We start from the raw sequence: 13,313 nt of genomic DNA, 5'->3' as shown, positions 1-13,313 counted from the left end.
GCGGGGAGCACGGGACGGCCACACGCGGGAAGCGCGGGACGGTCACGCGTGCGGCGGCCTCAGAAGAGCTTTCCCGGGTTGAGCAGGCCCAGCGGGTCGAAGGTCCGCTTGATGCCTCGCTGCAACTCCAGCCCCACAGGCCCCAGTTCGCGCGACAGCCACTCCTTCTTGAGGGTACCGACACCATGTTCGCCGGTGATCGTGCCGCCGAGTTCGAGACCGAGCGCCATGATCTCGTCGAAGGATTCCCGGGCCCGCCGTGACTCGTCCGGGTCGGCCTGGTCGAAGCAGACGACGGGGTGGGTGTTGCCGTCGCCCGCGTGGGCACAGACACCGATGGTCAGGTCGTACTTCCCGGCGATGGCCGCCGTGCCGTCGAGCATCTCGGCGAGGCGCGAGCGGGGCACGCACACGTCGTCGATCATGGTGGCCGACTTGACGGTCTCCAGCGCGGTGAGCGACAGCCGGCGGGCCTGGAGCAGCAGTTCCGATTCGGCGACGTCCTCGGCGGGGACCACTTCGGTCGCGCCTGCCGCGGTGCACAGCTCCCCGACGGCGGCGAGATCGGCCGCGGGGTCGGGGGTGTCGAAGGCCGCGAGCAGCAGCGCCTCGGTGGTGTCGGGGAGGCCCATGTTGGCCATCGCGTTGACGGCGCGGATGGTCGTACGGTCCATGAGTTCGAGGAGTGACGGCGTATGACCGCGCTCCATGATCCGGCACACGGCGTCGCAGGCGGCCGCGGCGGAGGCGAACTCCGCGGCCAGGACGAGCTGCTGGGGCGGCTGCGGACGGAGCGCGAGCACGGCCTTGACGACGATGCCGAGGCTGCCTTCCGAGCCGACGAAGAGCCGGGTCAGGTCGTAACCGGCGACGCCCTTGGCGGTGCGGCGGCCGGTGCTGAGAAGCCGGCCGTCGGCGAGGACGACCTCCAGCCCGAGGACATACTCCGCGGTGACGCCGTACTTGACGCAGCACAGCCCGCCGGACGCGGTGCCGATGTTCCCGCCGATGGTGCACATCTCCCAGCTGGACGGGTCCGGCGGGTAGTAGAGGCCCTGCTCACCGACGGCGCGGGAGAGTGTCGCGTTGATGACACCCGGTTCGACGACGGCGATCCGGTCGACGGGGTTGATCTCCAGGATCCGGTCCATCTTGGTCAGGGAGAGAACGATGCACCCGTCCGAGGCGTTCGCGGCGCCGGACAGCCCCGTACGGGCTCCCTGCGGGACGACGGGGACGCGCAGGGCGGTCGCCGTGCGCATCACATGCTGGACGTGCTCGACCGTACGCGGCAGCACCACCACGGCGGGGGTGCCCGCCTCGCAGAAGCTGGCCATGTCGTTGGCGTAGGAGACCGTGACGTCAGGGTCGGTGATCAGGGCTTCGGCGGGGAGCCCGGCCCGCAACTGTGCGAGGAGATCGTCCATGATCCCAGACTCGCATCCGGGGCCATCGGTGTGAACCCGTCTGCGATCCACAACGGCAAACAGCGGTGTGCTCTTCATATTGACGCACAGTAATCGCCATGAACGCCATGAAAACGGAGCAGGTCAGACAGGTCAGAAAGGCGGCGCTGGCCGCCGGGGTGGGGGCGGTGCTCGTCGGGGGCGTGCTGCTGTTCGTCCCCGACGACAAAGGGGCGGCCACGCTGGGCCCCGAGGCGCGGGCGATGGCCGCGGTGGGCGCGGGCGCGCCGGCCGCGCTGTCGGATCTGACCGCGCTCATCCGCGAGCGGGAGAACTGGCTGCGGACACACCCGGAGGACGGACAGGCATGGGCGGTGCTCGGCTCGGCATATGTGGAGCGCGGGGTCGCGGCGGCGGATCCGGCGTACTACCCGAAGGCCGACCGGGCGCTCCAGCACTCCCTGGCGGTAACCCGGGGCGGCTCCGGCGAGGCGCCGGCGAAGGACGCCGGGTCCGGCGGGCACGGCGGGCGCGCGGAGGACGCCAAGCCCGGCAAGGGCGCGGTGACGGGCACCCCGGAGGCGCTGGTGGGACTCGCCTCGCTGGCCAACGCGCGCCATGACTTCGTCGCGGCCAAGCGGTGGGGCGAGTCGGTACGGGCCCAGCGGCCCGAGGCGTGGACGTCGTATCCGGTGCTGATCGACGCGTACACCGGTCTGGGCGACTACAAGGAGGCGGGCAGGGCGCTGGAGAAGCTGCGCGAACTGCACTCGGGCGCGCCGGTGCTGATCCGCGCCGCCGAGGTGTACCGCGACCGCGGCTGGCGCGAGGACGCGCTGGCCAAGGCCACCGAGGCGGTGGCGCGCGCCGGATCACCCGCGGAGCGCGCGAAGGCGCTGGACACGCTGGGCGAGCTGGCCTGGGAGCGGGGCGAGCCGACCGAGGCGCTGGGCCACCACGAGGCGGCGCTGGCGGCGGCGCGCGGCCGGGCCCAGTCACTGGCCGGACGGGCGAGGGCGCTGGCCTCGCTGGGCAGGACGGAGGAGGCGACCCGCGACTACCAATCGGCGCTCGCCAAGCTGCCCCGGCCCGAATACGCCCTGGAGCTGGGCGAGTTGTACGACTCACTGGGGCTGGACGGGGACGCCCAGACGCAGTACGAGACGCTGCGGGAACGGGCCGAGCGCGCGCGGGGCAACGGGGTGAACGAGGAACTGGTCCTCGGCCGCTTCGAGGCCGACCACGGCGATGCGCGGGCGGCGGTCTCGCGGCTGCGCGCGGAGTGGGCACGCTCGCACCGGAGCATGGAGGTCGCGGACGCACTGGGCTGGGCGCTGTACCGGGCGGGCCAGTCGCGCGAGGCGCTGGTGTACGCGACGAAGGCCACCGAGCCGGGGCGGCGGAGCGCGCTGTTCTCGTACCACCGCGGGGAGATCGAACGGTCACTGGAGATGTACGGTCCGGCCCGCCGCCGTATCGAAGAGGCCCTGCGGACCGATCCGCACTTCTCGCCGCTGCTGGCGCCGAAGGCCCGGGAGGCGCTGGAGGCGCTCGGCGAGCCGACGGGGGGCGGGCCGGAGGACTTCTACGGCTCGGGGCCCGAGAAGCCCACGCTGGAGCGGAGGGAGCTGTCGCCCCCGCCGCAGGTCTGAGTGTCGGGCGCCGGAAACGGTGTGACGCGTGCCGGGGCCGGCCATCGGTCCCGGCACGCGTCGCGCGTTCCGTCAGAGATTGCCGCGCTTCTCCTGCTCGCGCTCGATCGCCTCGAAGAGCGCCTTGAAGTTGCCCTTGCCGAAGCCCATCGAGCCATGGCGCTCGATCATCTCGAAGAAGACGGTCGGCCGGTCCTGGACGGGCTTGGTGAAGATCTGTAGCAGATACCCGTCCTCGTCGCGGTCCACCAGGATCTTCAGTTCGCGCAGCGTCTCCACGGGCACCCGCGTCTCGCCCGCCCACTCGCCGAGCGTGTCGTAGTACGAGTCGGGGGTGTCGAGGAACTGCACACCCGCCGCCCGCATCGCCCGTACGGACGCGACGATGTCGTTCGTGGCGAGCGCGATGTGCTGGACGCCCGCCCCGCCGTAGAACTCCAGATACTCGTCGATCTGCGACTTCTTCTTGGCGATCGCCGGCTCGTTGATCGGGAACTTCACCTTGAGCGTGCCGTCCGCGACGACCTTCGACATGAGCGCGGAGTACTCGGTGGCGATGTCGTCGCCCACGAACTCCTTCATGTTCGTGAAGCCCATGACCTTGTTGTAGAAGTCGACCCACTCGTTCATCTTCCCGAGCTCGACATTGCCCACGCAGTGGTCGATGGCCTGGAAGGTGCGCTTGGCGGCGGGCTCGACGATCGGGGCCGCGGGCGCGAAGCCCGGCAGATACGGGCCGTCGTACCCGGAGCGCTCGACGAGGGTGTGGCGGGTCTTGCCGTACGTGGCGATCGCGGCGAGGACGACCGTGCCGTGCTCGTCCTTGATCTCGTAGGGCTCCTGGATGCCGCGGGCGCCGTGCTCGGTGGCGTACGCGTACGCGGCCCGCGCGTCCGGCACCTCGATCGCGAGGTCGACCACGCCGTCGCCGTGCTCGGCGACATGGTCCGCGAGGAAGCGGCCCCTCTCGGTGGACGGCTTGATGACGGAGGTGAAGACGAAGCGGGCCGCCCCGTTGGTGAGGACGTAACTCGCGGTCTCGCGGCTGCCGTTCTCCGGTCCGGAGTAGGCGACGAGCTTCATGCCGAAGGCCGTGGAGTAGTAGTGCGCGGCCTGCTTGGCGTTACCGACGGCGAAGACCACCGCGTCCATTCCCTTGACCGGGAAGGGGTCGGCCTCGCGCGGGGTGTGGGGAGCGGTATCGAGGTGCATCGAGGTGTCAGCCATGGCCTCAGACTCCCGCCGTTCCACAAGGTGCGCAATAGTTCTCTGATTCACTGGGCAATATGTAGAGCGGATGGCGAGAATGGCGGGGCTATCTGCACAGTATGACTACGTTTGATGTGGCAACGTCTTGGGGAGCGGACCATGAGCATCGACGGACTCGACGGCCGACTGATCGTGCTGCTCGCGCGCGAGCCCAGGATCGGGGTGCTGGAGGCATCGCGCCGACTCGGAGTGGCCCGGGGCACGGTGCAGGCGCGGCTCGACCGGCTCCAGTCGAACGGGGTGATCAGGGGATTCGGCCCGACCGTGGATCCGGCCGCCCTCGGCTACCCCGTGACCGCCTTCGCCACGCTGGAGATCAAGCAGGGGCAGGGCACCGATGTACGGGCCCATCTGACGACCGTCCCCGAGGTGCTCGAACTGCACACCACCACGGGGCAGGGAGACATGCTCTGCCGTCTCGTGGCCCGCTCCAACGCCGATCTCCAGCGGGTGATCGACCGGGTCGTCGGTTTCGAGGGCATCGTGCGGGCCGCCACCGCGATCGTCATGGAGAACCCCGTACCACTGCGGATCATCCCGCTGGTGGAGCAGGCGGCCGAGGACTCCGCCGGGGACGCCGCCAGAGGTGCGGCCGGGGGCGTTTCCCGGGGCACGTCCGGGGGCGCCGCCGGGGAGGGATTGATCAGGAAGGGGTGACCCGTCGCGGGGTCTTGCCCAGAATGTGCTCCCGGCCCCACAGTCCGAGCGGTTCGAGGGCGGCCCCGAGGGCGACACCGCGTTCGGTCAGCGCGTACTCGACACGCGGCGGGATCTCGTCGTACACCTCACGGGAAACGATGCCGTGCGTCTCCAGCTCACGCAGCTGGCTGGTGAGGACCTTCTCCGTGACGCCGGGGAGCATCCGGCGAAGCTCACCGAAGCGCCGCGGGTTCTCGTCGAGCGCCCAGAGGATCAGCACCTTCCACTTTCCGCCGATCACATCCATGGCCGCGTCGATGCCGCAGTGATACGCGTCGGGCGCGCCCGGCCTGCCGACGGTCGCCATCGTGCTCAGCCCCCCTGTCTCCGGTCCGACCTGGTCACATACCTCGGGGGAACCACCCACTTCGGAGTGCGTACTTGTCCGTCCCCGGGTTGTCGACCAGCTTATTCGTCATGACCGACAACATTTCTGACGCGCTTTCCTCTTCCTCCGCCCCTGCCTCTTCGCCCTTCGCGTCCCCTTCTTCCCGTTCCGTCTCGCTGCTCGGGCTCGGGGCGATGGGTACGGCCTTCGCTCGCGCCTGGCTCGCCGCCGGATACTCCGTGACCGTCTGGAACCGTACGCCGGGCCGGGCCGAAGCCCTGGTGGCCGAGGGCGCCAGGCCCGCCGCGAGCGCCGCCGCGGCGGTCGCCGCGAACACGCTGGTCGTCACCTGTCTGCTGGACGACGCCTCGGTCGGCGCGGCGCTGGCGGATGTCGATCTGACCGGCAAGGACCTGGTGGACATCACCACCGGGACCCCGGCCCAGGCGCGGGCGCGCGGCGAGTGGGCCGCGGCGCGCGGGGCCCGCTTCCTCAGCGGCGGGATCATGGCCGTACCGCCGATGGTCGGGGTTCCCGAGGCCGGCGGCTATGTCTTCTACAGCGGATCGCCCGAACTCTTCGACGCGCACCAGGTGGCTCTGGCGGTCCCGGTCGGCACGCGTTATGTCGGGGCGAACGCCGGTCATGCCGCACTCCAGGACGTGGCGCTGCTGAGCGGGATGTACGGCATGCTCGCGGGCATCACCCACGCCTTCGCGCTGGTACGCGGGGAGGCGGGGATCTCACTGAAGGAGTTCACACCGCTGCTGACCGGCTGGCTGATGTCGATGTCCCCGACGGTCGAGCAAATCGCCGGGCAGTTGGAGAGCGGCGACTACACGTCGGACGTGGTCTCGAACCTGGCCATGCAGGTCGCTGGGGTGAAGACCTTCGTGGGGACGGCACACGAGCAGGGGGTGAGCCCCGAGCTGCTGACCCCGTATTTCGACCTGATGAAGCGCCGACTTGAGGGGCCGGAAGGGCCAGAGGGTCCGGAGGGGTCGGAGGGCGGTCATGGGGCGGGGGCGGAGGGCCTCACCGGGCTCGTCGAACTGCTGACGTCCGACAACAGCGACGACCGCGGCGACACCACCGACAGCGCCGGCTGACGCCGTCGGCGGCCGCGGACACCGCCGGCGACAGGAACGCGTCAGCAGCTGGGGACGTCGCCGCCCCGCTCCAGCGCCTGGAGCGCCGACACCGCGCCCTTGAGCGTGCTGACCGGGATCAGCCGCATCCCCTTCGGCAGCTCGGTTCGGGCGTCGCCGCACTCCGCCTTCGGGACGAGGAAGACCGTAGCCCCGTCGCGCCCCGCGGCCTGGGTCTTCAGGGACACTCCGCCGACCGGGCCGACCTCGCCGCCACCGGTGATCGTGCCCGTACCCGCGATCTTGCGGCCACCGGTCAGATCACCGCCCGAGCCGTCGCCGTCGATCTTGTCGACGATGCCGAGGGCGAAGAGCAGCCCGGCGCTGGGGCCGCCGACATCGGCGAGATGGAGGCCGACGTCGACGGTCTTCGGATCCTTGCCGAGCAGGCCGAGGGCGGCTTCGGTCGCGGAGTTCTGGGACTTCACCATGTCCTGGGTGTTGTGCCGCTCGATCTCCTTGTCGGACTCGCCGGACGGGTAGACCGCGTCACGCGGCAGCACGGCTCGGTCCGTACGGAACCAGCCCTCGATCACATCGCCGAAGTCGACGTCGGCGGAGGGGCCGGTCGCCACGATGGTCGTCATCCGCAGCTGCCCCTCGGTCTTCCTGGTGGGCGCCCCGCTGATCGTGATGATCTGCCGGCCCTGGTCCGTGCCGAGGACATCCGCGGTCATCCCCGGCTGTGCCACGGAGTACGGCAGGGGCGCGGCCCCGACCACGGCGAACAGGGCGACGATCGGGACGGCGCAGAGGACGAGGGCGCGGGGGCGCGAGAGACGAGAGAACACGGGTGTCAATCTATCTGGCGCGATCGGGCGCGCGGGACGGTGTGCTCGGGAGTGCTCGGGTGTGCTCGTGGGCGGCCGGTCCGGCCGGGCGGCGCGAGGGGCCGGTGGGCCGCCCGGCCCGTCCCACCACCGGGCCTGGCCGCCGATGCAGCGCGTCCGCCACTTCCCGGGCCGGGCCTCAGCGCAGCGCGTCCGCCACTTCCCGGGCCGCGTCCACGACCCGGGGCCCCACCCGTTCGGGCACGGCGTCCGCGAGCATCACCACACCCACGCTGCCCTCTATCCCGGTCACCCCGACCAGCGCGGCGGCGGCCCCGCTCGCACCGGCCTCCAGCTCACCGTGGGTGAGGGTGCAGCGGGGCTCGGTGAGGGCGGCCTGCCGGGCGGCCAGTATCGCCTTGCCCGCCGCGCCCCGGTCGAGCGGATGACGGAAGCCGGCCCGGTAGGCGACGTGGTAGTCGGTCCAGGTCGGTTCGACGACCGCGACGGCCAGCGCCTCCGCCCCGTCGACCAGCGTCAGATGCGCCGTGGCGCCGATGTCCTCGGCGAGCGAGCGCAGGGCGGGCAGGGCGGCCTCCCGTACCAGGGGATGCACCTGGCGGCCCAGACGCAGCACGCCGAGGCCCACCCGGGCCCGGCCGCCCAGATCGCGGCGGACCAGGGCGTGCTGTTCGAGGGTGGCGAGCAGTCGGTAGACCACCGTCCTGTTGACACCGAGCTTGTTGGACAACTCGGTGACCGTCAGGCCGTGATCGGTGTCGGCGAGCAGTTTGAGGACGCGCAGTCCCCGGTCGAGCGTCTGGGAGGTCTCCGCGGTCACGACGCCTTCTCCTTCGGAGTGAGGCCGCCGGCGGGCCTCGGTACCACCGGCTCCGCTACGCGGCGGAGTTGCCACGGAGCGTTTACATTGCGGGGACACTAACCACGGACACCGCTCAGCGGAAGACCTCGTCCAGAATCCGGGCACAGAAAGAGAGTTGATCCCTATTCGCGGACAAAATCCCGCAGAACGCGGAATTGGTTCGATCATTCACGCCATATCGGACGGATGTGAACCCGAAGTGCCCGCCATCGGCCCGGGGCCGTGGTCACGGCGTTCCGAAATCCCTACGACCTCTCTCGATCACCGCTACGGCGCCCGCCGGATATCTCCACGGCATCACCGCATCCGGGTGGCCCACTCCCGTACCTTCGCGATCCGCTCCCGGATCTGCCCCGCCGTCGCCTCGGCGCTCGGCGGCCCGCCGCACACCCGGCGCAGCTCCGTATGGATCACGCCGTGCGGCTTGCCGCTCTGGTGGACATACGCGCCGACCAAGGTGTTCAGCTGCTTGCGCAGTTCCAGGAGCTCCTTGTGGGACACCACGGGCCGCCGCTCGGCCGGCAGCTCCAGCAGATCCGCCTCGGCGTCCGGCTTCTTGCGGCTGTGCGCGATCTGCCGCGCCTGCCGCTTCTGGAGGAGCAGTTGCACCTGGTCGGGTTCGAGCAGCCCGGGGATACCGAGGTAGTCCTGCTCCTCCTCGCTGCCCGGGTGTGCCTGCATACCGAATTCGGCGCCGTCGTAGAGCACCCGGTCGAAGACGGCGTCGGACTCCAGCGCCTCGAAGGGCAGCATGTCCTGCTCGCCGGTGTCCTCGTCCTCCTGCTTCTCGGCCTCCGCCATCTCCTTCTCGGACTCGGCGTAGGGGTCCTCCTCGCCGTTCTTCTTGGGCTTGTCGAGTACGTGGTCGCGCTCGACCTCCATCTCGGCGGCGAAGCCGAGCAGCCCCGGGATGGTGGGCAGGAAGACGGACGCGGTCTCACCGCGCCGCCGTGAACGTACGAAACGGCCCACGGCCTGCGCGAAGAAGAGCGGGGTCGAGATGGTGGTGGCGTACACGCCGACGGCCAGGCGCGGCACGTCGACACCCTCCGACACCATCCGGACCGCGACCATCCACCGGTCGTCGCTCTCGCTGAAGTCATCGATCCGCTTCGACGCGCCCGTGTCGTCGGAGAGGACGACGGTCGCCTTCGAGCCGGTGATCTCGCGGATGAGCTTGGCGTACGCGCGCGCCGAGTCCTGGTCGGTCGCGATGACCAGACCACCGGCGTCCGGGATGCCCTTGCGTACCTCGGTGAGCCGCTGGTCCGCGGCGCGCAGCACATTGGGCATCCAGTCACCGCGCGGATCGAGCGCGGTGCGCCAGGCCTGCGAGACGGCGTCCTTGGTCATGGGCTCGCCGAGCTTGGCCGCGATCTCGTCACCGGCCTTGGTGCGCCAGCGCATATTGCCGCTGTAGCTGAGGAAGATGACGGGCCGGACGACGCCGTCGCCGAGGGCGTTGCCGTACCCATAGGTGTAGTCGGCGGCCGAGCGGCGGATGCCGTCGTTGCCCTCCTCGTACGCCACGAAGGGGATGGGGTTGGTATCGGACCTGAACGGCGTGCCGGTCAGCGCGAGCCGCCGGGTCGCGGGCTCGAACGCCTCAAGACATGCCTCGCCCCAGGACTTGGAGTCGCCCGCGTGGTGGATCTCGTCGAGGATGACCAGGGTCTTGCGCTGCTCGCACCGGTTGCGGTGCAACATGGGCCGCACCCCGACGCCGGCGTAGGTGATGGCGACGCCGTCGTACTCCTTGCTCACCGGCCCCGCGGAGTAGTCGGGGTCCAGCTTGATGCCGATCCGCGCGGCGGCCTCCGCCCACTGCTTCTTGAGATGCTCGGTCGGCGCGACGACGGTCACCTGCTGGACGACATGGTGGTGCAGCAGCCAGGAGGCGAGCGTCAGCGCGAAGGTCGTCTTCCCGGCGCCGGGGGTGGCGACGGCGAGGAAGTCACGCGGCTGCTGCTCCAAGTAGCGGCCGAGCGCGCCCTCCTGCCAGGCACGCAGCTTGTTCGCGGTGCCCCAGGGGGCGCGGCCGGGGAAGGCGGGTGAGAGGTGGTGGGAGGAGGCTGTAGTAGTCACGGTCTCCGGTTCGGGCGCGGGTCGGCTGGGTGGGGCGGGTACGTACGACAACCGGGCCACCCTACCGGTGGCGCGACGCGGCACCGGTACGAATCGGACGGGGAACGGCCAGGTGCGACGGGCGCCACATTCCGTACGGCGAGGCGGGGCGCTATGACTGATCGGCCGGCCGGTCGAGAGGGGCGAGAGCGGCGAGACGGTCGCGGTGGGCCGGGGTCAGACGGAGGTCCGCCGCGGCGACGTTCTCCTCCAGATGGCCGATCCTGGCGGTGCCCGGGATCGGGAGGACGACCGGCGAGCGGTCGAGGAGCCAGGCGAGCGCGACTTGGGTGGGGGTGGCGTCGAGCTCGGCCGCCACGGCGGCGATCTCGGCGTGGGCGCCCGACTTCCCCCAGGCGACGGGGCGCCAGGGCAGGAAGGCGATCCCCGCCGCCTCGCAGGCCACGAGCACGGACTCGTGCTCGCGGTCGAGCACGTTGTAGCGGTTCTGTACGGACACGACGTCGATGATCTCCCGCGCCTGTTCGAGTTCCGCGACGCTGATCTCGGACAGCCCGAGCCGGCCGACCTTGCCCGCGGTCTGCAACTCCCGCAGCGCGCCGAGCTGGTCGGCGAGGGGCACCTCCGGATCGAGGCGGTGCAGCTGGAGCAGTTCGAGCCGCTCGACACGCAGTCGGCGAAGGGCGTTCTCGACCTGGTCGCGCAGGACGTCCGGCCGGCCGTCGAGCCGCCACTCGCCCGTCTCGGCCGATCGCGCGACGCCGACCTTGGTGGTGACGAGCAGCCCGTCCGGGTAGGGGTACAGGGCCTCGGCGAGCAGTTCCTCGTTGGCTCCCCCGCCGTACAGATGGGCGGTGTCGATCAGCGTGACGCCCAGCTCGACGGCCCGCCGGGCGACGCCGAGGGAGAGCGCGCGGGCCGGGCCCGGCTCCGTCGGCAGCCCCATCGCTCCGAACCCGAGCCGCCGTACGCTCAGGTCCCCGCCGATACGAAACGTGGTCGCTGTCATCGTGCCGGCTCCGCCCTCTCGGTCAAGGGCCCACGCTAACAGGGCGGTTGGGCGAGGCGCGGGCATTGTCCGGCAGGCCCGTAGGCGCCCCTAGTGCCTTTACGTGCTCGTACGCGCACATCGCGGGCGCGTATCCGCCGCGCTCAGCGCGTCCGTATTCGCGTCGCCACCCACACCCCCACCAGCGCCACCGCCGCCATCGGCAGGAACACCGCGGCGAAGGCCGCCGGATGGGAACCCCCGGCGCCCGACGCGGCCGAGACGGCGTGGCCGCCCACCGCGCCGCCGCCCAGGGCCGCGAACGCCGCGCCGCCCGCCGCCAGCAGGAGGACGTTCGACAGCCCGTCGGAGATCTGGAGCGCGGCGGAGTTCGCGCCCGCCTCCTCCGGCGCCGAGAGCTTGAGCAGCAGCACGCTGGTGGAGGCGATCACGGCGCCCATGCCGAGACAGCCGAACGCCCAGGCGACCGCGACGATCCACACCGGTACGGACGCGATGAGCACGCTCGGCGCGGTCGCGATCGACAGCGCGACCAGCACCATCCCGCCCGCCATCAGCCGCTCGCGGTACGGCTCCAGGCGCGGCCTGGACTGCACGTACGAGCCGAGCGCCCAGGTCGCGCCGCCCACCGCGAGCGAGAGCCCGGCCATCGTCGGCGACAGCCCGCGCTGGGTGACGAGCATCAGCGGTACGAAGCTCTCGGCGGCGATGAAGGCCCCGGCGGCGACCCCGCGCAGTAGCACCACGGAGGGCAGCCCGCGCGCCGCGCGCCAGGTGCCGCCCGGCAGCAGCCCGAGAACGGCGGGGACGAGGAACGCGACACCGGCCAGCGCCGGGAACAGCGAGAGCCAGCGCAGATCCTGCCCCGCGTACTGGAGCAGCCCCGCGCCCAGCGAGATCCCGAGCGCGAGCCGGATCCGGCGCCGGTCGAACGCCGGGACGGGCCCCTGCGCATCGGCGGGCCCCGACGCCTTGCGGCGTATCGCGGGCAGCGCGAGCGCCAGCGGCAGCACGACCAGGGCCGGGATGCCGATGAAGACCCAGCGCCACCCGAGGTGTTCGGTGACAGTGCCGGAGGCGAGCGGTCCGACGACGGAGGGGATCACCCAGCTCGCGGCGAACGCGGCCATGATCGCGGGCCGCAGCCGCTCCGAGTAGGCCCGGCTGACGACGACGTACAGCGCGACGATGACCAGCCCGCCGCCGAGACCCTGGACGGCGCGGCCGAGGATGAACAGCCACATGGTGCCCGCCGTGCCCGAGAGCAGCAGCCCGGCCCCGAAGGCGCTGATTCCGGTGGCGAGCGGCGCGAGCGGCCCGCTGCGGTCGGCCCACTGGCCGGAGAGCACCATGGCGAAGAGGCTGGTGGTGAAGTACGCGGAGAAGGCGAAGGCGTACAGCGGAATCCCGTTCAACTCGCGCGCGGCGACCGGCATCGCGGTACCGACGGCGGTCGCCTCGAAGGCGATGAGCAGGACGACGGAGACGATGCCGATACTGAGCGCCCGATGCTCGGGCCCCAGCACCCCGCCCTGGTCAGGGGCGCCGCCCTGGTCGCGGGCCGGGGACTTCCGTAGGGGATCCGCTACGGCGGATATGTCGGCGGGAGCGACATCTGCGTCGCGTGGGTCCAGGGCGGTCATGGTCTCAGAGTAAGGGGCACAGCCGTGATTCGGCCCTGTCGTAAGGCTGATCGGATCTGGTCCCTTGGACGTACGCCGCCCCGGCCCGTACCCACCATCGGCGACGGGCCCACCGTGAACGGAGTGTGGCAGTCGCGTTGCGGCCCGCCCGGACACCTTGAGCCCCGCGCACCGCGGACCTACGGTCATGAGCGGAAGTCAAGGCACGGCCGTGTGCCCGAGTGGTTCAGGGGCTCGCCTGCAAAGCGAGTTACGTGGGTTCGATTCCCGCCACGGCCTCCAGATCCGAAAGCGGCCGCCCCGGGAATCGCCGGGGCGGCCGCTTTCATGCCATGGGCCGCGCCGTCGGTCCACCCGCGCCCGGTCGAGGCCGGCCAGAGGCTCGCGCCGATTCCCTCCTCCGGCCTGCGCCCGCCGACGG

General features: G+C 71.3%; 11 protein-coding genes and 1 tRNA gene. 4 read left to right on the top strand and 8 right to left on the bottom strand.

Annotated features, from left to right (window positions below; genetic code table 11):
* Nucleotides 1–59: 59 nt before the first annotated feature.
* Complete coding sequence (locus ABTZ59_RS17450) at nucleotides 60–1,427, bottom strand: FAD-binding oxidoreductase (RefSeq protein ID WP_351397620.1); 1,368 nt, start codon at nucleotides 1,425–1,427, stop codon at nucleotides 60–62.
* 98 nt (nucleotides 1,428–1,525) lie between these two features.
* Between ABTZ59_RS17450 and ABTZ59_RS17445 the strand changes: the two genes are divergently transcribed.
* The gene (locus ABTZ59_RS17445) at nucleotides 1,526–3,058 is read left to right on the top strand and encodes a tetratricopeptide repeat protein (RefSeq protein WP_503003021.1); all 1,533 of its coding nucleotides are present in this window, start codon (nucleotides 1,526–1,528) and stop codon (nucleotides 3,056–3,058) included.
* Nucleotides 3,059–3,130: 72 nt separating this feature from the next.
* On the opposite strand, the gene hppD is transcribed toward ABTZ59_RS17445, so the two are convergent.
* Nucleotides 3,131–4,270, bottom strand: coding sequence for a 4-hydroxyphenylpyruvate dioxygenase (hppD, locus tag ABTZ59_RS17440; protein WP_351397795.1), 1,140 nt, complete (start codon nucleotides 4,268–4,270; stop codon nucleotides 3,131–3,133).
* A gap of 156 nt (nucleotides 4,271–4,426) precedes the next feature.
* Here hppD and ABTZ59_RS17435 point away from each other — a divergent pair, with 156 nt between their 5' ends.
* Nucleotides 4,427–4,984 (top strand): Lrp/AsnC family transcriptional regulator, encoded by a 558-nt coding sequence (locus ABTZ59_RS17435; protein WP_351397617.1) that lies wholly within the window; start codon nucleotides 4,427–4,429, stop codon nucleotides 4,982–4,984.
* Here ABTZ59_RS17435 and ABTZ59_RS17430 read toward each other — a convergent pair.
* A complete protein-coding gene (locus ABTZ59_RS17430; RefSeq protein WP_351397792.1) occupies nucleotides 4,971–5,333 on the bottom strand; it encodes a winged helix-turn-helix transcriptional regulator in 363 nt (120 codons plus the stop codon). The two genes, ABTZ59_RS17435 and ABTZ59_RS17430, sit on opposite strands and share 14 nt — an antisense overlap.
* Nucleotides 5,334–5,548: 215 nt before the next feature.
* Here ABTZ59_RS17430 and ABTZ59_RS17425 point away from each other — a divergent pair, with 215 nt between their 5' ends.
* Nucleotides 5,549–6,463 (top strand): NAD(P)-dependent oxidoreductase, encoded by a 915-nt coding sequence (locus ABTZ59_RS17425; protein WP_351397789.1) that lies wholly within the window; start codon nucleotides 5,549–5,551, stop codon nucleotides 6,461–6,463.
* Nucleotides 6,464–6,504: 41 nt separating this feature from the next.
* Here the strand turns inward: ABTZ59_RS17425 and ABTZ59_RS17420 are convergent, their stop codons facing one another.
* The 5 genes from ABTZ59_RS17420 to ABTZ59_RS17400 form a co-directional block, all read right to left on the bottom strand.
* Complete coding sequence (locus tag ABTZ59_RS17420) at nucleotides 6,505–7,293, bottom strand: S16 family serine protease (protein ID WP_351397613.1); 789 nt, start codon at nucleotides 7,291–7,293, stop codon at nucleotides 6,505–6,507.
* Between the two features lie 178 nt (nucleotides 7,294–7,471).
* Nucleotides 7,472–8,113 carry an IclR family transcriptional regulator gene (locus ABTZ59_RS17415; protein ID WP_351397610.1) on the bottom strand — a complete coding sequence of 214 codons (642 nt, stop codon included), beginning with the start codon at nucleotides 8,111–8,113 and terminating at the stop codon, nucleotides 7,472–7,474.
* Nucleotides 8,114–8,452: 339 nt separating this feature from the next.
* Nucleotides 8,453–10,240, bottom strand: a complete 1,788-nt coding sequence (locus ABTZ59_RS17410; RefSeq protein ID WP_351397608.1) for a DEAD/DEAH box helicase — start codon at nucleotides 10,238–10,240, stop codon at nucleotides 8,453–8,455.
* Between the two features lie 151 nt (nucleotides 10,241–10,391).
* On the bottom strand, nucleotides 10,392–11,249 hold the full coding sequence (locus tag ABTZ59_RS17405; RefSeq protein ID WP_351397605.1) for an aldo/keto reductase: 858 nt from the start codon (nucleotides 11,247–11,249) through the stop codon (nucleotides 10,392–10,394).
* A 143-nt stretch (nucleotides 11,250–11,392) separates the two neighbouring features.
* Nucleotides 11,393–12,892 carry an MFS transporter gene (locus ABTZ59_RS17400; protein WP_351397603.1) on the bottom strand — a complete coding sequence of 500 codons (1,500 nt, stop codon included), beginning with the start codon at nucleotides 12,890–12,892 and terminating at the stop codon, nucleotides 11,393–11,395.
* A 207-nt stretch (nucleotides 12,893–13,099) separates the two neighbouring features.
* On the opposite strand from ABTZ59_RS17400, the gene ABTZ59_RS17395 reads away from it, so the two are divergent.
* A tRNA-Cys gene (locus tag ABTZ59_RS17395) sits at nucleotides 13,100–13,174 on the top strand.
* Nucleotides 13,175–13,313: the final 139 nt, after the last annotated feature.

The organism is Streptomyces sp. NPDC094034, assembly GCF_040303865.1.
Lineage (GTDB): Bacteria > Actinomycetota > Actinomycetes > Streptomycetales > Streptomycetaceae > Streptomyces.
The sequence above is the reverse complement of the archived record's forward strand: the minus strand, read 5'-3'. Positions and strand labels throughout refer to the sequence as shown.

Excerpts from the sequence above, each read along its gene's own strand:
- ABTZ59_RS17450 (WP_351397620.1), bottom strand. The coding sequence starts at position 1,427 with ATGGACGATCTCCTCGCACAGTTGCGGGCCGGGCTCCCCGCCGAAGCC.
- ABTZ59_RS17445 (WP_503003021.1), top strand. The coding sequence starts at position 1,526 with ATGAACGCCATGAAAACGGAGCAGGTCAGACAGGTCAGAAAGGCGGCG.
- hppD (WP_351397795.1), bottom strand. The coding sequence starts at position 4,270 with ATGCACCTCGATACCGCTCCCCACACCCCGCGCGAGGCCGACCCCTTC.
- ABTZ59_RS17435 (WP_351397617.1), top strand. The coding sequence starts at position 4,427 with ATGAGCATCGACGGACTCGACGGCCGACTGATCGTGCTGCTCGCGCGC.
- ABTZ59_RS17430 (WP_351397792.1), bottom strand. The coding sequence starts at position 5,333 with ATGGCGACCGTCGGCAGGCCGGGCGCGCCCGACGCGTATCACTGCGGC.
- ABTZ59_RS17425 (WP_351397789.1), top strand. The coding sequence starts at position 5,549 with ATGGGTACGGCCTTCGCTCGCGCCTGGCTCGCCGCCGGATACTCCGTG.
- ABTZ59_RS17405 (WP_351397605.1), bottom strand. The coding sequence starts at position 11,249 with ATGACAGCGACCACGTTTCGTATCGGCGGGGACCTGAGCGTACGGCGG.
- ABTZ59_RS17400 (WP_351397603.1), bottom strand. The coding sequence starts at position 12,892 with ATGACCGCCCTGGACCCACGCGACGCAGATGTCGCTCCCGCCGACATA.